We start from the raw sequence: 21,882 nt of genomic DNA, 5'->3' as shown, positions 1-21,882 counted from the left end.
AAGGTATATCCTTTGGCTCTTTTATTTTAAAGACTATGCGCATCCTAATTTCTTTGTTTTTTATAGCATTAAGTATTCCATCATTTTCGCAAACAGCTGTAGGAAATTCTGATGGAAGTCAAACCTTTATAGATCTCAAGGATAATTTTGCTACTTATATTGGTCTTCAGCCTAAAAGTGAAGGGGTGATTGGTTCACCATTTCTTTTTGAAGACTTGAAAAAAGCTAAAGTTACGATGATCACAGGTAAGACTCATGATAATGTGCTAGCTAATATTCTACCAAGTCAATCTGAACTTTATGTACAAATCAAGCCTAATAACATAGTAGTTCCAGAAGCTTCATATATTGAATCTATTCTTTTCATTGAAGATAGCATACTTTTCAAACCAATACGATTAAATGATAGGTTGATGTATGCTCAATCAGTATTTGAGACAAACGATAAGCAGTTTTTTGCTTTAGTTGAAAAAAAGTTTGTTAAGGCGAATGTGGGAGGTGCTTATAATTCAGGTCCGAAGTTTGACGAGTATAAAGAAGTGATTTCTTATTACCTATTGGAAAACAGTGAAATAACTGAAATTAAAAAGAATAATTCTGGTATAAAATTCCTTGCTGGGGAAAAATGGAAGGAAGCTAGAGAATTTGTAAATAAACAAAACATTGATTTCAATAATGTCAGTGACATGCAGAAAGTATTTGTTTTTATAGAAAAACTATAGGTTGTAAATTAGGATATTTTTTTGTAAATCTTCTTAATTCTTATTTCACAATCTTTTCCTTAGATTTGCAACCCAAATCAGATTAGTAATGATACACGTTTGCAGAAAAGAGCATTTCAATGCAGCGCATAAGCTGTGGAACCCCAAATGGTCAGAGGAAAAAAATCTAGAGGTCTTTGGACCTTGTGCGAATGCCAACTGGCATGGACACAACTTTGAGTTGATCGTGACTGTAAAAGGAATGCCTGACGCAGATACTGGATTTGTTGTAGATCTTAAACAACTCAGCAATGTGATCCGTGAGCTAGTTATTGATAAGGTAGATCATAAAAATCTTAACCTTGATGTAGATTTTATGTTGGGGAAAATGGCAAGTTGTGAAATCTTAATTATGGAATTTTGGAAAATTCTCGAGCCTGCAGTAAGCGAAATTACTCCTCATGGAAGTTTGTACAAGCTTACACTTTATGAAACACCCCGAAATTTTGTTGAATATTATGGAGAGTAAATCTCAGAAATTATAAACAGAAAAACCCTTTCAAATCTAGAATTTGAAAGGGTTTTTCTGTTTAATTTTAAATATCCACTTTCTTACTAGTGGCCATATATAATGATGTATGATGTTCATTTCAATCAGCTGTGGTCAGATGACTGTTGACTGAGGCCGATTTGTGGTATTTTAGATTTCTTAATAGCTTAACGAGATCATTGCGGATAATTCATAATTATTTCAGTGCTTGGTCCAAGTCTTCTAAAAGATCATCTAGATGTTCTAAACCTACAGATACTCTTATTAGATTTTGGGGTGTTTTGGTGTCAGGTCCCTCTGATGCTGCTCTTCTTTCAATTAAACTTTCGACTCCTCCAAGACTGGTAGCATTTGTAAAGTATTTTAACTTAGAGATAACAAGATCTGCTTTTTCAGCCCCTCCTTTTACCAAAAATGAAAGCATGCCACCAAATCCTGACATTTGACTTGTAGCAGTCGCGTGCCCTTGGTGGTCTTTTAGTCCGGGATAGTAGACCTTCTCCACATCAGCATGATTCTGCAGAAATGTGGCAATAATTCCTGCATGTTCAGCATGACCTTTCATTCTGTAAGGAAGCGTTTTAATGCTTCTTGTCAGCATATAGCAATCAAATGGTGAAGGAATGGCCCCTCCTGAGATTTGTACATTTCTTATCTTTTCCCAGAACATATCGTCTGACTTTCCGATTAATGCCCCACCCATGATATCACTATGCCCACCAAGGTATTTGGTTGTACTGTGCATGACTATATCTGCTCCTAGCAAGAGTGGGTTTTGAAAAACAGGCGTCGCAAAAGTATTGTCACAGACTACCTTGATACTGTTTCTTTGTGCTATTTCGCAGATTTCTTTGATATTCGATATTTTCAGTAGTGGATTCGAAGGCGTTTCTATCCAAATCAAAGCGGTTTCCTTCTTGATGGCCTTGCTTACGTTTTCAGACTGGGTCATGTCCACAAAGTCCACTGTAAGTATTCCTTGAAATATTCCCGTTAATTGATTCCTGAGACCATGATACATGTCATCAGGAGCAATGATGTGATCGCCTGGACTTAACGCTTGAAAAACAGACATTCCTGCGGCATTTCCTGATGAAAAAGCAGCTGCAACTTCCCCATGCTCCAACTTTGCCAATACATTTTCTAAAGCATTTCGGTTTGGATTAGCTGCTCTTGCATAGATTAGAGATTCTTCATGATGTTCAAAAGTAGTCGCTAATGTAATCGGCTGGACAGCTGGTTTGTGTGAATCCGTAATTTTTGTACCTGCGTGTATTGCAATTGTTTCTAATTTCATATCAGGAAAGTCAATGCGTTCTAATGCTTTTATTAATCTTTAAAGGTAAATAAAAAGTGTGAAGTGACAAGGTCGGGTAAGAGACGCAAGACGCAAGATGTAAGACCGCTAAAATTTAGAAATAGCAGATTTGACAATAAATTGAAGGCCTTTCTACTTATTGAATTGTAGCTCAGCCAACTTTTAAACTTTCTAACATTCAAATCTGCCAATCCTTATTACCTAATCCTATCTACTGATCTAACCAGCATTTCGTCTTTTCTGATGAATCTGTTGGCAAGGAGATTCATGATCATTCCTCCAAATATTGCCCAAAAGCCGACCACAAAAGCACCATTTACCTCAGGATTGAAACTTGCATTGGCTTGGTGACTTGTCCAAATAATAAGAGCAAGAGTGACAACCATTACTATTGAATTGATCATGTTGATAAACATCTGCTTAGTTCTATTCTTGTATTGAGTCAAACTAAATAGCGCCAATACAGCTGCTACAAGTGCCAGTACTCCTAAGTATATGTTACCATCTGATTGGATAACTTCTTGAGTTTGGGTGTCAATTTTATCTAAACTCCAGGCAGTAAGTGTTAGCATCTGGCTTTGGTCAGGATTTACTTGCTGCCAAATAGGGAAGGTTACTACCAAAATCATTGCCACTGCAACTAGAAACAGAAATACGGTTTGAATTCTTTGTATCATGTCATTTTTAAATTTTGACAAAGAAACAGGGTAATTTCATGAATCGCAAGGATTAGTCATTTTGGCATTTAATTTTGAATGGGAATGGTATCTTTGCAACCGTGACAAAAGATATGAAAAGATACTTTCTAGAGATAGCCTACAAGGGCACAAACTACCACGGCTGGCAGACACAAAAAAATGCGGTTTCTGTCCAAGGAGAGATTGAAAAAGCGATTTCAATCTTACTAAAAACGCCGATTATTATTATGGGATCGGGTAGGACAGATACCGGCGTTCATGCTTCACAGCAGTTTGCGCATTTTGATTTTGAAGGAGTATTAAATCAATTTGACTTTCTGAAGAAAATAAATTCTCTACTTGCCAAAGATATAGCTGTATATTCAATACGGGAAGTCAAGCCTGAGGCACATGCACGATTTTCCGCTACCATTAGAAGCTACGTTTATAAGATCACAACAAGAAAAACTCCTTTTGAGGAAGAGCTATCTTGGCATTATTTCAGAGATTTGGATGTGCAAAAAATGAATGAAGTAGCGCGTTTGCTTGTAGAACAAGAGGATTTTCAGTGTTTCTCTAGGATCAAAACAGACGTTAGTCATTTTGGTTGCAAAATAAAAGAAGCATATTGGGAACAAAATGGACAGGAATTGTTATTTCATATAACGTCCAATAGGTTTTTGAGGGGAATGGTAAGAGCTATCGTTGGTACTTTGACTGATGTAGGTGAAGGAAAGCTGTCAGAGGCGCAATTCAAAGCTATTTTAGAAAGTAAAGACAGAAATCAAGCAAGCTCTTCAGCACCTGCTAGAGGTTTGTTTTTGTGTGAAGTACACTACCCTCAGGATATTTTCATTTAAATAAATTTCAACTTGAGTCTTGAACAAGAAAATATAAAAAGCGGTGAAATCCTTGATACAAAGGTGTTGAAAAAGCTCTATGAGTTTATTCAACCTTACAAGGGGAAGTTTTACCTGTTGATCTTTTTGACATTGGCCTTGGCAATACTTGCGCCGACTAGGCCCTATTTCATTCAAATAGCGATAGATGATTATGTGGCTCTAGGGGATAAGGCTGGTTTAGTTCAAATTATCTATCTTTTAGTCGGCTTGATGATTCTCCAAGCTTTCGTTCAGTTTGTCCACACCTATTTGTCTGGTTGGATTGGACAGGTGATTATTAGAGATATTAGAATCAAACTTTACAGACATTTATTAAAAATGAGGCTGAAATTTTTTGATAATACACCAATAGGTAGGTTGGTAACAAGAAATGTTTCAGATATTGAAACGCTTGCTGATGTCTTCAGTGAAGGCTTAGCGGCGATTATTGGTGATTTATTGCAGCTGGTGACGATTTCGGCTGTAATGTTTTATATTGATTGGCAGCTGACCTTAGTGAGTTTGTGTACGCTTCCTTTTTTGATTATTTCGACCTATGTTTTCAAGGAAAAAATCAAAGTTGCCTTCAATGATGTTCGAAATGCAGTGTCTAATCTTAATTCGTTTCTGCAAGAGCATATCACAGGGATGAACATTGTTCAGATATTCAATCGCGAAAAGAGAGAGTATGAAAAATTTAAAGACATCAATATTGACCATAAAAAAGCACACGTAAGATCTGTTCTTTATTATTCAATTTATTTCCCTGTAGCAGAGATTATTCAAGCTTTTGGAATAGGATTGGTTGTGTGGTATGGAGCAACGGGTGTTTTTGATTTGGATATTCAGGTGGGTGTCTTGATTTCATTTATCATGTATCTGCAGCTTTTCTTTCGTCCCATTAGAATGATTGCAGATAGATTCAATACGCTTCAGCTTGGCGTAGTAAGTTCATCTCGTATTTTCAAACTACTCGATAGCGATGAAAATATTGCTAATGAGGGTAATTTTAAACCTGAAAAACTAAAAGGAGACATCGCGCTGAAAGATGTCTGGTTCGCCTATAATGATGAAGAATACGTATTGAAAAATATCAATTTTGAAGTAAAACATGGAGAAACCATTGCATTAGTGGGAGCAACAGGGGCTGGGAAATCTTCAATTATCAACTTGATCAGCAGATTTTACGAAATCAATAAGGGCTCTATTAAAATCGATGGAACCGACGTCAAAGATTTTGAGTTGGGCACGCTGAGGAAGCATATTGGGGTAGTCTTACAAGATGTGTTTCTGTTTTCTGACACAATCTATTACAATATCACGCTAGGCAATCCTGATATAAGTAGAGAACAGGTGATGCACGCAGCTAAATTGGTTGGGGCGAAGAAGTTTATCGAACGTCTTCCTGGAGGATTGGATTACAATGTGATGGAACGTGGTGCCACCTTATCTGTTGGTCAAAGGCAACTGATTTCCTTTGTTCGGGCGATGGTTTATAATCCTGAGATTATCATTTTGGATGAAGCTACTTCATCAGTTGATACGGAGACAGAGGGCTTAATTCAGAAAGCGATTGATAAAATGATGACAGGTAGGACCTCGATCGTCATAGCACACAGGTTGTCCACTATTCAAAAAGCAAATAAAATCATAGTCCTTCATCAAGGAGAGATTAAAGAGGTTGGTACGCACGATTCTTTATTAGAACTCGATGGTTACTATGCTAACCTTCATAAAATGCAAATGAAATCCATGGTCATTTGATCTGTTGGTTGATTATTACGAAGTCGTTTCAGTTTCTTTAGGAAATCCTTGGGATTTTGTTTTTTAGGAATAAAATCAAAATAAATAGGCAACAGGTCATCCTTTGTCGACGTTTAAAATTCAATTACTAAACCAATAAATAAATATAAAGTGAAAAAGTTACTGATTTTCGCCATCTTATTGGCCCCTATTTTTGCAAATGCACAAGAAGATGGAATTGGATTGAGATTGGGAGAACCCTTATCAATCACCTACAAAAAGTTTCTAGATGATAATATTGCCATCGAGGGAATGTTTGGAAGAGCTGGGATCAATAGTAATCAATACTATCAAAGGTCTTTTGACAATAACAGGCCAAGCCCAAATGCTTTTTATACTAGTCACAGTACAGGGAGTTCTTTTGCTTTTAATTTAAGAGCGGCATATCATGAAGATATTACAGATGATTTGAATATTGAAGTAGGTTATTTTCTAGCCTACGCGGGAGTTGGTGTTCAATTGAGATCAACGAGAGTAGATTATGCTTACACGGATGGATCAGCTGGAATACTTTTGAGAGACAGCAGAAGAAATATTGACTTCGGCCCTGAGATTTTCGGAGGTGGGGAATACTATTTTGATGATTTGCCAATTAGTGTATTTGCTGAAATAGGAATGTTTGTGGAGTTCTTGGATAGATTTGGTCATTTAAAATTGCAAGGTGGCCTAGGTGTGAGATATTTATTCTAACATGAAAAAGTGGATAATTGGCGTTACTAGCTTACTTGTATTGGTAGCAGTGGGACTTTTTCAGTTCGATAGATTGGGAGGTTTTAACGAGATTGAAGTTGAATCACTGGAATCTTTTGAACTGAAGTTGCAAGGCTTAGCATATAGAGGTACACCACAAGATGAAAAATTGGGTCAAACTTTTGAGCAAGTAATAAAATTGGCAAAAGAAGAAAGTATTCCCTTTTATACAATTTACGTTACCGAGCCTGCAGGAAAATTAGATACGATGGAAGTTTTTGTCGGGGTAGAATTTGATAGAATTTTATCTGAATTCGAAAAAAAATCATTTCAATCCAGTCAAGCTGTCTTAGCAAAAATAAATGCACATAGATTTGTAATGCCAGGTCCAAATAAAGTGAAAAATAAGATATTTGAATTCTCAAAAGAGAATAATCTTAAGTCACCAACTATTTTTATCGATAAAATTGTTGCAAAAGAAGAGGTACATGTGATTGGAATTATTGAAAATTAAATTCACTTTGTTAAAATTATTGGTACAGTTTTAGCAATTCGATTTCTTAAAGACAGGAATAGCAACCCTATCTCTTTAGATTCGTCCTTAACTTATATTTCACCTTAAATCACATTCCTATGAAAAATCTAATCAAAGTAATAATGGTCTTAGGCTTAAGTGCCTTTTTTGCATGTGAAGGCCCTCCAGGCCCTCCAGGATTTGATGGAAGAGATGGTTTAGATGGTATAACTATTCTTGGCGAAGTTTTCGAAGTCGAAAATGTTAACTTTAATTCAGTCAATGGTTTTAAGTCAGACATCTTTGAATTTAATCCACCTATAGAGCCTAGTGATAAATTGCTTGCGTTTATTTTATGGGATGTGGAGAATAATACAGATGTTTGGAGAGCGCTGCCACAGGTTAACTTTGAGTTTTCTAATGGGGTTTTCTCTTATAATTATGACTTCACAAGGTTCGATTTTACCTTCTTTATGGAGGGTAATTTTAATCTAAGTACGCTTCCTTCTGAATTTACAACAAATCAGGTCTTTAGGGTTGTCATCATACCGGCAGACTTTGCATCAGCTAACTCTAGAGTAAACTTTGATGATTATGATGCTGTCATGGACATGCTTGGGAAAACAGATGCTGATGTTATCAAACTTCAGCCGAAAAATTAACTTTTGAAAAGCCTCCTAGCGAGGCTTTTTATTTTTGGTCTATTTTGATTTTTTCTCCGTATATCACGAAATAAAATTTCCTATCTTATCTTTGCACGATGAATTTAAAAAACGACCTCCTATTAAGAGCCGCCAAAGGCGAAACTGTAGAAAGAACTCCTGTTTGGCTGATGAGACAAGCAGGTAGAATTTTGCCTGAGTATAGAGCTGTACGAAATAGTGTTAGTGGATTTATAGAATTAGCGCAGACACCTGAATTGGCTGCTGAAGTGACTATTCAGCCAGTAGATTTACTTGGAGTGGATGCAGCGATTATTTTTTCTGATATTTTGGTTATTCCCGAAGCCATGGGCTTGCCTTACGAAATGGTCGAAAAGCGTGGGCCTTGGTTTCCAAATGTGGTGAGTTCAGCTGCAGATTTGAAAAAACTAAGAATTGCAGATGGTGTTGATGATCTCAGCTATGTAATCGAAGCCATCAAAATCACTAAAAAAGCATTGAATGGCAGAGTGCCATTGATTGGTTTTGCTGGAGCACCTTGGACGATATTTGCTTACATGATCGAAGGTTCTGGAAGCAAGACTTTTTCAAAAGCGAGAGCGATGCTTTATACTGAGCCAGCATTATCTCATCAATTGCTCCAAATGATTACAGACAGTACGATAAATTATCTCAAAGCACAAATAGCCGCTGGAGTTAATCTCGTACAGTTATTTGATAGCTGGGCTGGAATACTTCCTCCAAACCATTATGAGGAGTTTTCTTTAAAATATATCTCCCAGATCTGTGATGCGGTCACAGAAGTCCCCAAAACTGTTTTTGCTAAAGGTGCCTTCTTCGCAAGAGAACAAATGGGAAAATTGAATTGCGAGACGATTGGGTTGGATTGGAATATGGGAATCGCCGAGTCTAGGAAGATGATTGGAGCAAACAAGACGCTACAAGGTAATCTAGATCCTGCCGCACTCTATGGATCACCAAAAGAAGTAGAGGCTGCCACGGTCTTGATGCTTGATCAGTTCAAAGGAACGAGACATATTGCTAATCTTGGTCATGGTGTTTATCCTGATATCAATCCTGAAATGGTGAAAGTATTTATTGAAACTGTAAAAGCTTATAGATAACCTTGAATACGGTGTTGATCCGTTTCAGACATTGCCACTGAGTAAATAATCAAGTAGATTTTCATTAAAAAGCATAATCTCATTTGAGAAAATAAGAAAGCTCCAAGTTACCCTTGGGGCTTTTTTTTATTTCCCATTGTGTACTAGCATTTCTTTCGCGGCGTAATATTCAATCGATTTTATTAAAAAATCTGTAATAATTGATTGAATTGGTTGAAATTTAGATCATAAAAATTAAAAAATATTGTATTTTATGAAATAGTGGTTAAATTTAAAACCATAAATCATTAATAATACATTATAAATGTTTTTTGATGGTTTATTTCAAACCTATTTCTAACAAAACCTATTAAACAAATGAAAAACAGATTTACAAAAATGGCTGCAAAGGTATTTACCTTGACCATGCTTTGCGCAGCGATTGCTTACTCTCCATCATATGCTCAAGAAGCCGATGATAAATTCAGTATGAGTGTTACGCTCAACTCAGATCAGTTCTTTGGATTCTATCCATTCTTCTCTGGTTCTTACAGTGTCAATGAAAAAGTTGACTTTACTTTTTACGGCATACTTTGGTCAGGTGGTACAGGAGGTAATCAAGGTTCCGGTGGAGGTTGGGGAAACTGGACTGAATTCGGAGTTGGAGTAGGTTTTGAACCTGCCGAAGGTATCAGTGTGAGCCCTCAAATCGGAATTACAGGTGGTAATTTGCTTTCCTCAGGGACAGCAGGACCTTCAATCTTTGGTGATGGTATTGTCCCAAACTTGACTATTGGTTTGGATAAAGCTAAAACTGAAGGAGAGATTTATTTAGGGTTTTATGCGCCTTTAAGGAATGAAGCGCCAACAGGTGGAACCACACTGTCCTATTTGCATTATTGGGCAAACTTCGGTTTTAAGGCTTCTGAATTCTTATCTATCGGAGCACATTACGAACACTTGATCAACACAGGTGGATCGGAAGTGACTAGTTCTACAGATGTGTATCAATGGTTGGGTCCATATGTCCAATTTAGTAAGCCATCAGGTGGTGCTTTCGCGAGGTTGTCTTTTGGTACTGACTTAGTTGAGGGAAATGATTCTTTCTTCAAGGTGACCACAGGATTTAGCTTCTAAGAAAATCATACGATCTAATCTAAAGCTCACTCTGTATAAAGAGTGGGCTTTTTTATTGAAAATGGATATCCGCTTTCAAATCAATAGTTAATGAAAATTCTATAAGTGTAATATTTTTTATGCTGTGGACCGTTAGTCGCTGACTGTTGACAAAATGCCCTTACCTGAATTTGATTTAAATATTTGTGTCAAATGTCAATACAGCAAATTATATTAATTTTTTATTGGCCCTATTTGATCACCAATTTTCACTTTTTGACCACTTAGCAATAGCATATTTTGACCAAACATTACGTTTCCATTTACTGTTCTGTAGCTCGCTAAAGTTCTAAGTGGCTCTTTGCTTTTACTTGCGTCATCTTGGTTTACTGTGGTCATGACGCAGCGTGCACAAGGCTTTGTGATTTTGAAAACTGCATCCCCAATTTGGATTTCTTTCCAAGAGTCTTCAATAAAATCTTCACCTCCTTCAAAGATAAAATTCGGCCTAAATCTATCCATCGGAACTGGATTTTCTAGCTTCTCATTCAAATCATCTAATGAGGACTGCCCGATTACAAGGTATGGCATACCATCTGCAAAGCTGACTGACTCACCATTGACAGCATATTTTTCTTTTAGCCTTCTCTGTGTACTATCAGGCATGATTACCAAGTCACAGGTCATACCAAGTTGCTCAGAAAACCATTGGCTGACCTTATCGTCCACCAATTGAGCTTCGACGGTATCTTCCCAAATAGTTACTGATTTTTTTAAGGTGCTTTTTGGTTCAAAGGGAATTGAAATGCTGATTTCACTGTTTTTTTTGTCTGTTATCAAAAGTCCATCAGCAATAAGATTGACTTGAAGAAGGGCCATTTTTGGAAAAGTTCTTTGGGATAAAAACATCCCTGATTCATCCACCAGCATCCATCTTCGGTCATGTTGAATTCCTCTTTCTTCTAAAATTGCTTCAGACAAACTGATGCCTCCCAAAGATTTGATTGGGTAAATATAAATGCCGCTTAAATGCATGTTGACAGGATAAAGTGAATAAAGCTAAAATTACAATCTTTTAAATCTTTCAGGGATTTCTGGAGTGAAGAATTTGGTGAATATTTTCTGGAACTGATTTTCTTGTTCCATTTTCAAAAATTCTATGGGGTTGATTATTCTCCCTAAAAAATTGCTTTGTGAAGGCTCGTAAGAAAAAAATAGTGCCGTAGCCAAACAGATAAGAAAAGCCATGCTCCATCTTAATCTCTCTTTTTCCCGTTTCTTTAAATTATTGCTAACCACAACACTAAGATACAGAATTTAATAAAATGGTTGCATGTGATGTCAAATTAAGTTCAAATATGAAGGAGTTTTTGTCATGTACTTTTTATGATTTTGGAAAATCATGTCAGGCTTCTTCTTTTATTTTGACAATTCAAACTGACAATCTGACGTGATTTTTGACCACAAGTCCCTTGGCACAACCCTTGTCAATAGGTGATTTGTAGTTTAAATTCTGTAATCAAAAAATAAAAATATAAAATCATGGGAAAAATCATAGGTATAGACTTGGGTACTACGAACTCTTGTGTTGCTGTAATGGAAGGTAACGAGCCAGTGGTCATCCAAAATAGTGAGGGTAGAAGAACAACACCTTCTATCGTGGCATTCTTGGATAATGGAAACGGTGAAAGAAAAGTAGGTGATCCTGCAAAACGTCAGGCAATCACAAACCCAGCAAATACAATTTCCTCCGTAAAAAGATTTATGGGTAAGAAGTTTTCTGAAGTATCAGAAGACAAGAAACACGCTTCTTATAAAGTAGAGCAGGGATCTAACGACACTGTTGTAGTAAAAATAGGCGATAGATCTTATACTCCTCAGGAGCTTTCTGCAATGATTCTTCAAAAAATGAAGAGTACAGCGGAAGATTTCTTGGGACAAGAAGTTACTGAAGCAGTGATCACTGTTCCAGCATACTTCAATGATGCTGAGCGTCAAGCGACTAAAGAAGCTGGGCAAATTGCAGGTCTTGAAGTAAAACGAATCATCAACGAGCCAACTGCTGCGGCATTGGCATACGGAATGGATAAGAAAAATCAGGATATGAAAATCGCAGTGTATGACCTTGGTGGTGGTACATTTGACGTGTCTATCTTGGAATTGGGTGATGGTGTATTCGAAGTAAAATCTACCAACGGTGATGTTCACCTAGGTGGCGATGACTTTGACCAAGTAATCATTAACTGGCTTGCTGACGAGTTCAAATCAGAGGAGCAAATTGATCTAAAGCAAGATCCAATGGCACTTCAGAGACTGAAAGAGGCAGCGGAAAAAGCTAAAATTGAGTTGTCAAGTTCTTCTTCTACTGAAATCAACTTGCCTTATATCACTGCGACACAAACAGGCCCAAAGCACTTAGTAAGGACATTGAGTAGAGCGAAATTTGAGCAACTTTCTGAGTCGTTGGTAAAGAGATCTATGGATCCATGTATCAAAGCTTTGAAAGATGCTGGAATGACAGCTTCTGATATAGATGAAGTCATCTTAGTAGGTGGTTCTACAAGGATTCCTAAAATTCAGGAAGAAGTTGAAAAATTCTTTGGAAAGAAGCCTTCAAAAGGTGTAAATCCTGATGAAGTAGTAGCTATTGGTGCTGCAATTCAAGGTGGTGTTTTGACTGGAGAGGTTAAGGATGTGTTGTTGCTAGACGTAACTCCTCTATCTCTTGGTATCGAAACCATGGGTGGAGTATTCACTAAATTGATTGAGTCAAATACGACTATTCCATCTAAAAAGTCTGAGGTATTCTCTACCGCTGCTGACAATCAGCCTGCTGTAGATATCCACGTATTGCAAGGAGAAAGACCAATGGCAAAAGACAACAGATCTATTGGTAGATTCCAATTGAGCGATATTCCACCAGCACAAAGAGGAGTTCCTCAAATCGAAGTAACTTTCGATATTGATGCAAATGGTATCCTTAATGTATCTGCGAAAGATAAAGGAACTGGAAAAGAGCAAAAAATCAAAATCGAAGCTTCTTCAGGATTGTCTCAGGATGATATCGAAAGAATGAAAAAAGAGGCAGAAGCAAATGCTGCTGGCGATAAAGCTGAGAAAGAGAAAATCGAAAAACTCAATGGAGCTGATAGCTTAATCTTCCAAACTGAGAAACAGTTGAAAGAATATGGTGATAAGTTATCCGATGGTAATAAAGCGAATATCTCTTCTGCATTGGAGACATTGAAAACTGCACATCAGTCTCAAGACTTGGCAGGGATTGATTCGGCAATGGAAGGACTAAACAAGGCTTGGGAAGCAGCTTCTCAGGAAATGTATAGTGCGGCTGGGGCTGAAGGTGCACAGCCGGGAGCTGAAGCAAATGCTGGAGGTTCAGCAGAAGCTGGTGATGGTGTTTCTGATGTAGATTACGAAGAAGTATCAGAAGATAAAAAGTAAGTTAATTTAGCTTCTAATTAATAGAAAAGGCACCTGTATCTGATACGGGTGCCTTTTTTTTTTTTCGATATGAGAATCATGATGCAAGACATAAGATATAAGACACAAGAATTACTAGCTCGAGAGAGCCTATAGTATTTTATGGATTGCGTCACCTCGACGCTAGGAGAGGTCTCGTTCTAACGAGGTATGTTTGAGATATAAGAAACAAGATGTAAGATATGAGATTCAAGGGTTCTGGGAAACCGAGTATATGTTTTTCAATTTCCTCCTTTTTTAGCTAAAGGAAAAGAAGATATAAATTGAGAGAAGGTTTTAGCCAAAAGATCACTAAAAAGGAAAAATATTTGGCTAAAGCCTTTTGATTCATATCAATATTTCAAATGGATGGGCTAAAGCACCATCCCAATTGATATTCTCAAAAATTTTCAAATCGCTAGTAACAAGGGTGAATTCCTTTTGAATTGCCTCCTGCTTTAGCTGGAGGAAAATAAGATATAAATTGGGAAAGGGCTTTAGCCAAAAAATATTCCCAGAATGCACATTCTGAAATAATAGGGTTTGGCTAAAGCCTTAAATATATGGAGATGCTTGGTAAGGATGGGCTAAAGCACCATTCCAATTGATAATCTCAAAATTTTTAAATCTTCCAATCCGACTCTGCGGACAAGTTCTTCTATCCTTTATTTAGAAGAGCAAACTCCTTTGCGAAATAACTCAAAATCACATTTGCTCCGGCGCGTTTGATGCTGAGGAGGGACTCTAACATGGCGCGTTCTCCATCCAGCCAACCTCTTTCTGCAGAAGCTTTGATCATGGCGTATTCTCCACTTACATTGTATGCAGCGATGGGTAAATTGGAGTTGTCTTTCAAAAGTCGGATCACATCTAAATATGCTAGGGCAGGTTTTACCATTAAGAAATCAGCCCCTTCTTCCGTATCCAAATCTGCCTCAATCATGGCTTCATGATAGTTGGCAGAATCCATTTGATAAGTTTTTTTATCTCCAGATTTTGGTGCAGAATCAAGTGCATCTCTAAATGGACCATAAAAAGCAGATGCGTACTTGGCGGTATAGGACATGATTGACACATCTGTGTAGCCATTTTCGTCCAAGACATTTCTGATGAATCCAACCCTTCCATCCATCATGTCAGAGGGACCAAGGATGTCTGCTCCGGCCTGGGCCTGTGCAAGTGACATTTTCCCTAAGATCTCCAAAGTTTCATCATTGAGGATTTTGCCATTCTCTACCAAGCCATCATGTCCATCAGAACTATAGGGATCCATGGCAACATCAGTCATGACAACAATTTCTGGAAATGTGGTTTTGATTTTATGAATTGCTTTGAGGTAAAAAGTGTCAGATTGATAGCTTTCTGTAGCAAATTTATCCTTTTTAGATTCGGGATAGGCAGGGAAAATATCAAAAGCCATGATACCTAAATTGACACATTCCTCTATTTCCTTCAACATCAAATCCAAAGAATATCTATAAATTCCTGGCATGGAAGCCACTTCTATTTTTTGATTGATCCCGTCGATTAGGAACATGGGAAATATAAAGTCTTTGACAGAAAGCCGCGTTTCTTCTACCATATTTCTAATGGCTTGAGACTTTCTATTTCTTCTTGGTCTTCTTTGCATAGTTGGTTGATTTTGACACAAAGTTAACACTATTCAGCAGAAGCGTGTTCATTTAGAAAGCGCTTAATCTTTTGAATATTTGCAGAAGATGCTCCAATAAACACGTCTACTACTTGGCCCTCTTTATCAATCAAAATATGAATTGGAATCGCTGAACCTCCTCTTTGCTTTTCTAATGATTTGAGAAGGTTGATTGCTTTTTGATTTCCAAAACTGACTTCGTAGGCGAATTCAAAATCGGGTCTTTTTTTCTGAAAAGCCTTGAATGTACTCATAGGTTCATCTGAAAATGCCAAAAACCTTACACTTTTGCCTTCGTATTCTTTGACAATTTTATTCATCTCAGGAATTTCACGAATACAAGGTCCGCACCACGTTGCCCAGATATTGATGACAGCAACTTCTCCAGCTAAAAGCTCAGGGATTTCGGAGTTTTTGCCAAATGTTTTATTCATTTCTTCCTTGTAATTGACATGCTCTTTTTCATTTCCAGAAAAAAGAAGGAAGGAGCAAATTGTAAGTATTGAAACAAGAATTTTCATAGTGTGTGTGTTAAGTGTTTTTAAATATATAATCTTTAGTTTAAAAAACAAAAAAAAGCAAGCGATACAACCGCTTGCTTTAATAGATAAATATACTAAACTTAATTTCTTAGAAATTGACTTGTGCTTGTAACCTCAGCAAGGAGCCGTTTTGCCTGTTATTAGGGTTAAGAGAATTCTCAAATGTTCTATCCGATATGGTGTACATAGCTACCAATTCAAAGTTTCTATGTGGTTGCCATTCTACACCAATTTCAAGTTCTTTTACGCGATGTTTGGTCGCATCTAATTCATGTTTCTTGCCACCTTTGTAGTAGTGATATCTGGTGAATGGGATAAATACATCTCCGCCTTTTTTAAGGAAATATGAAGCTAAAACGTAGCCGCCTTCCAAGGGTGCATCATTTACGGTATTTGTTTCTGGGTCATATTCAGGACCTCTTCCCCAATTGAATTCAGCTTGAATACCAAAAGGTTGGGGGTAGAGAATGAAACTTGGGCCGTATCGAAATTCCCTGAATTCTGTTTGATCAAAATCTGTTTGCGGATTTCTGTTTATGACAAACTTCCCAGTGTATCCTTGAAGTGAGGTTTCGATGATTTGGCCTGATGGTAATTCAAAAGGATAAGTTAACCTGGAGACAACATGTAGGGAATTGTTCTTATCTGGCTGGTTTGCGGTTTGCCCATTGTACAGGCCTAATCCAAAGACCCCGTAGTCTCCTGACCCTTTAAGTCCTGAGGATACCAAATGGCGGAACCGTTCTCTTGCTACAGTTGGTGCGTAGTAAAACATTACTCCAATATCACGTTCATTGGCGACTGCGGAGTTAAGGCCATCATGTCTGTCAAGTGGGATTCTATTTTGACTAGATTGCAGGTTTTCGAAGCCAAAAGGAACTTTACTTTGTCCAATTCTTAATCTGAATTCTTGTTTTGCATCAAGGCCAAGATCAAAATAAGCATCTCGGATTTGAGCAAAATTATTTCCTCCGGAAGCTAAATCTGGCTGGATATAGAAATAAACTCTTTCATGGATTTGACCAAAAAAGATAAGTCTAATTCGACGAAAGAAAAATCCCCCATTGTCACCCCATGACTTGTCACATTGATCACATGATAAGTTGGGGTTGGTTTCAAATAATCTGTTATACCGCAACTGGGCATAGCCACGCAATTGAATAGTTTCAAACCAACCTTTTTTCAAAGGGGCTAGGACCTCTTCCACTGCGGTAGAATCTCTTTGGATGTCCCTTGCAAAAACATCCTTGGAGAAGACTATCAATCCTAAGACGATAGCCATAGCGATTTTGATTCGCATACCGGAAAGTATTTTTAAATAAGAAGTATTGTACAGCGCCACAAAGGTGAGGAGCTAATATTTCTTTATGATGATGTAGAGATTAATTATTTGTTATGTAGAGCAAGCTTCAAAAAATGTTATTAGCTCCATACTTTATTCAAATCATTATAAATCAATCGAAAAAGTAATATTAGACTTTTTTTCATCATTATCGAATTGTTAAGAAAATTGGAATGTTAAGTTTAGGGCAAAAAATTGTTAAGCCCAAAATCGTTTCTGATGATCAATCTATTTGTTTTTAATATACGATTTGATTTGAAAAATTTCATAAAGACACTTACTTCAAAGAAGAAGGATCTACAAAACTCAAAAAATAAACGCTGTCAAATGTTTCATAACATTTAGACAGCGTAGAGTGTCAAGCTTAGACTAAAATAGTCTTAATACTGTCTCTAGTTTGAGGTTTTTATAATCATCAATGTACAAATCACAAGGAGGCAGTTCTTCTTTGGTGTGTGAAGAGAGTACTCCGACTACCTTCATACCTGCATTCAAAGCAGCTGAAACTCCAGAAAAAGAGTCTTCAAAGACAAGGCAGTTTTTTGGAGAAACCTTGAGATTATCGGCGGATTTCAAATAGACTTCGGGGTCCGGTTTATGTTTGCTGACATGCTCACTTGCTAATGTAGACTCCATTTTGTCTAATAGGTTAAGTTTGCTAGCTATCATTTCCAAGTTTGCTAAAGGTGCTGATGTTGCGACTCCAGTAAGTAGTTTGTTGGATTTAATGCTCTCTAGGAATTGCATGTAGCCTGCGATAGGGTCGACTTTATCAACATAGATTTCTCTGAACAAGCTCTCTTTCTCGTTTTCAAGTCTCAAGAGTTCTTCACCTTCGATTTGTCGCTCAAAGAAGTGGCTCATGATATATGAGTTACTTTTGCCATACATGTGTTTGACAAATTCATCTTCTGTGGGGTGCATATTTCTTTTCGCAAAAAATGACTTGAATGCCATGGAATGAAATGGATTTGTATGGCAGATCACTCCGTCCATATCGAAAATAATTGCTTTTAGCATAGGGAAATAGGTTTTGTTATTATTTACGGGCAAAGGTAAAGCTTACAATTGGAATGTCACAGGATGTTATTGTATTAAGGTTTTTGAATACAAGTGCCATCAAGTATTATAAATGAAGGGCAAGCTTTTGAAAAATTTCAATCCAAGAAATTAAACCATTAAAAAAAGGAATGCTATGGATTTAAATTCCATAAACATTCCCTTTCAAATTATCTCTAAGATATTTCGATGTTATTTCAACCTTTCTACTCTATTGCGACGAAGTGATAATTCAATTATCAAATTGCTTAACAACCCTCTCGATAATATCACAGCACTCGTGCAATTGATCCTCAGTCATGACTAAAGGTGGAGCAAAGCGGATGATGTTACCATGTGTTGGTTTGGCTAAGAGACCATTGTCTTTCAAGGCTACACACATATCCCAAGCGGTAGAGCTTTCTTCAGAATCGTTGACAACTACTGCGTTGAGTAGGCCTTTTCCTCTTACTAATTTCAAAATGTTATGCTTATCTACAAGTATTTGCATTCTTTCTCGGAAGATATTTCCAAGTTTTCTAGCATTCACAGCTAAGTTTTCGTCTCTCACTACTTCCAATGCAGCCATTGCAACTTTCGCCCCTAGTGGATTTCCTCCAAAAGTAGAACCATGTTGCCCGGGCTTAATTACATTCATGATATCATCATTGGCGAGCACTGCTGAAACAGGATAGAATCCACCAGAAATTGCTTTTCCTAAAATCAGCATGTCAGGTTGTGTGTAAGTTTCTTGTTTCTCACAATGCGCTTCACAGGTACAATTTCCACAGACTGCAAGTAAAGAACCTGTTCTTGCAATTCCAGTTTGGATTTCATCTGCGATGAAAAGAACATTCTTAGCCTTACAAGCTTCAGCAGCTTTTCTAACATAATCATCAGCAGGCGTAAACACACCGGCCTCACCTTGGATGGGTTCTACAAGAAAAGCCACTACATTTTTATCTTCCAATGCTTTTTCTAAGGCTGAGATATCGTCGTAAGGAATTTTGACAAATCCTGGTGTGTATGGGCCGAAGTTTTTTCTAGCATTCTCATCATTGGAGAATGAGATGATTGTAGTCGTTCTACCATGAAAGTTATTCTCCGCAACTATGATCACTGCTTCATTCTCAGCAACGCCTTTTTTCTCGTAACCCCATTTTCTTGCGATTTTCAGGGCAGTTTCTACTCCTTCAGCACCAGTATTCATAGGCAGAACCTTGTCAAACCCAAAGTATGAAGTAATATACTTTTCAAATGGACCAAGCACATCGTTGAAAAAAGCTCTGGAAGTCAATGTAAGAGTTCCAGCTTGTTCAATCAAAGCATCTTTGATTCTTGGGTGGCAGTGACCCTGGTTGACAGCAGAATAGGCTGATAGAAAGTCAAAGTATTTTTTACCTTCCACATCCCAAAGAAATACACCTTCACCTTTGGCAAGGACTACAGGTAGCGGATGGTAATTATGCGCACCATATTTATCTTCCAATTCAATGGCTTGTTTGCTTGAGTTTATTGTTTCCATCATAATATTTGTAATTTTACTTTGTATTAAGTTTAATGCGGAGTGCACATTAAACTGTAATCACACAAATATAGTAAAAGCAAGAGAGGATATAGAATGAATTCAAAAAAGAAGCCGACAGAACCAATGAAGCTGATTCCTGGAGATTATTATATAAATTCAAATGGTTTGATGGTCTTCACGGCACAATATCACCTTAGAAGAGGGTATTGTTGTAATAGTGGCTGCAAGCATTGTCCATACAAAGATGAACTGAAAGGTTAAAAATTTTAAAGTTAGCTTACATCACTACCATAAAAGTTTTCCTGCTAAAGAGGTGTTTCATCTCCTGAATGTTCTCAACTCTAGCATCTATTTTCTAAACTATCAATTTGTACAGTCTCTCATCTTACGTCTCATATCTCTTATCTACCCGAATCCCCCACATTTTTAAAACTTTACGGAATTATTTTGTTGAGGTCTTTTGGTAATTCACCAAAAACTCCGATATTTGCAGACTCAATTATAAAAACGTCTTAAATAATACGATCATATATCATGGCAAGAGTTTGTGACATCACCGGTAAAAGACCTCAAGTAGGTAACAATGTATCGCACGCGAACAACAAGACCAAGCGTAAATTCCTTCCAAACTTGCATAAGAAATCATTCTATGTGCCTGAGGAAGATGCTTGGATCACTTTGAAAGTTTGTTCAAAGGCTTTGAGAACCATTAATAAAAATGGTATCAGCTCAGTTTTGAAAAAAGCTCAGAACGAAGGTTTCATTATCATTAAATAATTAGAATTACTCTTTATAAAGAATCAGAGCTATGGCTAAGAAAGGTAACAGAGTACAAGTGATTATGGAATGTACAGAGCATAAGGCTTCTGGTGTTCCAGGTACTTCAAGATACATCACAACAAAAAACCGTAAGAATACAACTGAGAGATTGGAATTGAAAAAATTCAACCCTATCTTGAAGAAAGTAACGGTTCACAAAGAAATTAAATAATCAAGGCATACTGTCGAAAGACATTATATAAACCTCAAAGATATGGCTAAGAAAGTAGTAGCAACCCTAAAGAAAGAAGGTGGTGTAACTTACGCTAAAGTTATCAAGGCTGTTAAGTCTGAAAAAACTGGTGCTTACACCTTCAGAGAAGAAATGGTTCCAACCACTATGGTACAGGATACATTGAATAAATAATATTTTGCACTTCGATGCAAACATAAAGTCCCTCTGAGTAAGACTCAAGAGGGACTTTTTTATTATATTCGGGATCAAATTGTAAAAATTATGGGAATTTTCGGATTTTTCTCCAAAGAGAAAAAGGAAAGTCTTGACCAAGGGCTTCAAAAATCTAGTGAAAATATTTTTTCAAAACTCGGTAAGGCCGTTGTTGGTAAATCTAAAGTCGATGAAGAAATTCTAGATGAACTCGAAGAGATTCTGATTACTTCGGATGTAGGGGTAGACACTACTATTAAGATCATAAGAAGAATAGAAGAACGAGTCTCCCGAGATAAATATATCAATACTGCCGAGTTGGATCTCATTCTCAGACAAGAGGTGATTGGTTTATTAGAAGAAAATCAAAGTGTAGATTTAGCAGATTTTGATCTTCCAGCCGATAAAAAGCCCTACGTGATTATGGTAGTCGGTGTTAACGGAGTAGGTAAGACAACAACTATTGGGAAATTGGCTCATCAATTTAAGCAAGCTGGGAAATCAGTGGTGCTCGGTGCTGCTGATACTTTTAGGGCTGCTGCTGTAGATCAATTGATTCTTTGGGGAAAAAGAGTAGATGTCCCTGTGATTTCACATGGTATGAATACCGATCCTGCATCTGTTGCCTTTGATACGGTGAAGAAAGCTGTGGAAATGAATGCTGATGTTGTAATAGTAGATACTGCTGGTAGGTTGCACACTAAAATAAACTTGATGAATGAGCTTACCAAAATTAAAAAGGTGATGCAAAAGTTTATCGATGATGCTCCCCACGAGATTCTCCTTGTGCTTGATGGTTCGACGGGCCAAAATGCCTTTTTACAAGCTAAAGAATTTACTAAAGCTACGGATATCAATGCATTGGCAATCACCAAGCTTGATGGTACCGCTAAAGGAGGTGTTGTAATTGGTATTTCAGATCAATTTAAAATACCAGTAAAGTACATTGGTGTAGGCGAAAAGATGACTGACCTTCAGGTTTTTAACAGAAAGGAATTTGTTGATTCATTGTTTAAAAAGAAAAAATAAAGTCTCTCAATTTTTGTAAGATTATGTGATTAAAATTTAGGTTCTAATCACAT

The 21,882-nt window shown here is 37.1% G+C and carries 23 protein-coding genes; 15 read left to right on the top strand and 8 right to left on the bottom strand.

The genetic code is table 11. The features are described from left to right. Positions 1-35: 35 nt before the first annotated feature. Positions 36-722, top strand: coding sequence for a hypothetical protein (locus tag IEV57_RS13620; RefSeq protein WP_188443594.1), 687 nt, complete (start codon positions 36-38; stop codon positions 720-722). Positions 723-810: 88 nt separating this feature from the next. After that, entirely contained in the window at positions 811-1,230 is a 420-nt protein-coding gene (locus IEV57_RS13615; RefSeq protein WP_188443593.1) for a 6-pyruvoyl trahydropterin synthase family protein, read from the top strand. Positions 1,231-1,447: 217 nt separating this feature from the next. On the opposite strand, the gene IEV57_RS13610 is transcribed toward IEV57_RS13615, so the two are convergent. Beyond that, a complete protein-coding gene (locus IEV57_RS13610; protein WP_188443592.1) occupies positions 1,448-2,548 on the bottom strand; it encodes a trans-sulfuration enzyme family protein in 1,101 nt (366 codons plus the stop codon). A gap of 218 nt (positions 2,549-2,766) precedes the next feature. Next, the gene (locus IEV57_RS13605) at positions 2,767-3,246 is read right to left on the bottom strand and encodes a DUF4293 domain-containing protein (protein WP_188443591.1); all 480 of its coding nucleotides are present in this window, start codon (positions 3,244-3,246) and stop codon (positions 2,767-2,769) included. A 113-nt stretch (positions 3,247-3,359) separates the two neighbouring features. Here IEV57_RS13605 and truA point away from each other — a divergent pair, with 113 nt between their 5' ends. From truA to IEV57_RS13570, 7 genes are all read left to right on the top strand, one after another. Beyond that, entirely contained in the window at positions 3,360-4,106 is a 747-nt protein-coding gene (gene truA / locus IEV57_RS13600) for a tRNA pseudouridine(38-40) synthase TruA (protein WP_188443590.1), read from the top strand. Positions 4,107-4,118: 12 nt separating this feature from the next. Next, the gene (locus tag IEV57_RS13595; RefSeq protein ID WP_188443589.1) at positions 4,119-5,891 is read left to right on the top strand and encodes an ABC transporter ATP-binding protein; all 1,773 of its coding nucleotides are present in this window, start codon (positions 4,119-4,121) and stop codon (positions 5,889-5,891) included. 150 nt (positions 5,892-6,041) lie between these two features. Beyond that, the gene (locus IEV57_RS13590) at positions 6,042-6,620 is read left to right on the top strand and encodes a hypothetical protein (RefSeq protein ID WP_188443588.1); all 579 of its coding nucleotides are present in this window, start codon (positions 6,042-6,044) and stop codon (positions 6,618-6,620) included. Between the two features lies 1 nt (position 6,621). Next, entirely contained in the window at positions 6,622-7,134 is a 513-nt protein-coding gene (locus tag IEV57_RS13585; protein ID WP_188443587.1) for a hypothetical protein, read from the top strand. 119 nt (positions 7,135-7,253) lie between these two features. Further along, entirely contained in the window at positions 7,254-7,796 is a 543-nt protein-coding gene (locus tag IEV57_RS13580) for a hypothetical protein (protein ID WP_188443586.1), read from the top strand. 98 nt (positions 7,797-7,894) lie between these two features. Further along, entirely contained in the window at positions 7,895-8,920 is a 1,026-nt protein-coding gene (hemE, locus tag IEV57_RS13575) for a uroporphyrinogen decarboxylase (RefSeq protein WP_188443585.1), read from the top strand. A 357-nt stretch (positions 8,921-9,277) separates the two neighbouring features. Continuing rightward, positions 9,278-10,036 (top strand): DUF6733 family protein, encoded by a 759-nt coding sequence (locus IEV57_RS13570; protein WP_229744468.1) that lies wholly within the window; start codon positions 9,278-9,280, stop codon positions 10,034-10,036. 213 nt (positions 10,037-10,249) lie between these two features. Here IEV57_RS13570 and IEV57_RS13565 read toward each other — a convergent pair whose 3' ends face one another. Then, on the bottom strand, positions 10,250-11,050 hold the full coding sequence (locus IEV57_RS13565; protein WP_188443584.1) for an MOSC domain-containing protein: 801 nt from the start codon (positions 11,048-11,050) through the stop codon (positions 10,250-10,252). 507 nt (positions 11,051-11,557) lie between these two features. On the opposite strand from IEV57_RS13565, the gene dnaK reads away from it, so the two are divergent. Further along, positions 11,558-13,474, top strand: coding sequence for a molecular chaperone DnaK (gene dnaK / locus IEV57_RS13560; RefSeq protein WP_188443583.1), 1,917 nt, complete (start codon positions 11,558-11,560; stop codon positions 13,472-13,474). Between the two features lie 676 nt (positions 13,475-14,150). Here the strand turns inward: dnaK and hemB are convergent. The 5 genes from hemB to rocD form a co-directional block, all read right to left on the bottom strand. Further along, positions 14,151-15,122 (bottom strand): porphobilinogen synthase, encoded by a 972-nt coding sequence (hemB, locus tag IEV57_RS13555; RefSeq protein ID WP_188443582.1) that lies wholly within the window; start codon positions 15,120-15,122, stop codon positions 14,151-14,153. A gap of 29 nt (positions 15,123-15,151) precedes the next feature. Then, positions 15,152-15,664, bottom strand: coding sequence for a TlpA family protein disulfide reductase (locus IEV57_RS13550; protein WP_188443581.1), 513 nt, complete (start codon positions 15,662-15,664; stop codon positions 15,152-15,154). A gap of 109 nt (positions 15,665-15,773) precedes the next feature. Next, positions 15,774-16,985, bottom strand: coding sequence for a porin (locus tag IEV57_RS13545; protein ID WP_188443580.1), 1,212 nt, complete (start codon positions 16,983-16,985; stop codon positions 15,774-15,776). Positions 16,986-17,396: 411 nt separating this feature from the next. Then, a complete protein-coding gene (locus tag IEV57_RS13540; protein WP_188443579.1) occupies positions 17,397-18,047 on the bottom strand; it encodes an HAD family hydrolase in 651 nt (216 codons plus the stop codon). A gap of 271 nt (positions 18,048-18,318) precedes the next feature. Continuing rightward, positions 18,319-19,593, bottom strand: a complete 1,275-nt coding sequence (rocD, locus tag IEV57_RS13535) for an ornithine--oxo-acid transaminase (protein WP_262916544.1) — start codon at positions 19,591-19,593, stop codon at positions 18,319-18,321. A gap of 93 nt (positions 19,594-19,686) precedes the next feature. Here rocD and IEV57_RS13530 point away from each other — a divergent pair, with 93 nt between their 5' ends. From IEV57_RS13530 to ftsY, 5 genes are all read left to right on the top strand, one after another. Next, complete coding sequence (locus IEV57_RS13530; protein WP_188443578.1) at positions 19,687-19,854, top strand: C1orf53 family protein; 168 nt, start codon at positions 19,687-19,689, stop codon at positions 19,852-19,854. A 273-nt stretch (positions 19,855-20,127) separates the two neighbouring features. Continuing rightward, a complete protein-coding gene (gene rpmB, locus IEV57_RS13525; protein WP_188443577.1) occupies positions 20,128-20,370 on the top strand; it encodes a 50S ribosomal protein L28 in 243 nt (80 codons plus the stop codon). 31 nt (positions 20,371-20,401) lie between these two features. Beyond that, positions 20,402-20,584 (top strand): 50S ribosomal protein L33, encoded by a 183-nt coding sequence (gene rpmG / locus IEV57_RS13520; RefSeq protein WP_014770901.1) that lies wholly within the window; start codon positions 20,402-20,404, stop codon positions 20,582-20,584. Between the two features lie 42 nt (positions 20,585-20,626). Next, positions 20,627-20,779, top strand: a complete 153-nt coding sequence (locus IEV57_RS13515) for a DUF4295 domain-containing protein (protein WP_089242417.1) — start codon at positions 20,627-20,629, stop codon at positions 20,777-20,779. Between the two features lie 90 nt (positions 20,780-20,869). Then, entirely contained in the window at positions 20,870-21,829 is a 960-nt protein-coding gene (ftsY, locus tag IEV57_RS13510) for a signal recognition particle-docking protein FtsY (protein WP_188443576.1), read from the top strand. Positions 21,830-21,882 lie beyond the last annotated feature (53 nt).

This window comes from Belliella aquatica, assembly GCF_014637795.1.
Classification (GTDB): Bacteria; Bacteroidota; Bacteroidia; order Cytophagales; family Cyclobacteriaceae; genus Belliella; species Belliella aquatica.
The sequence above is the reverse complement of the archived record's forward strand: the minus strand, read 5'-3'. Positions and strand labels throughout refer to the sequence as shown.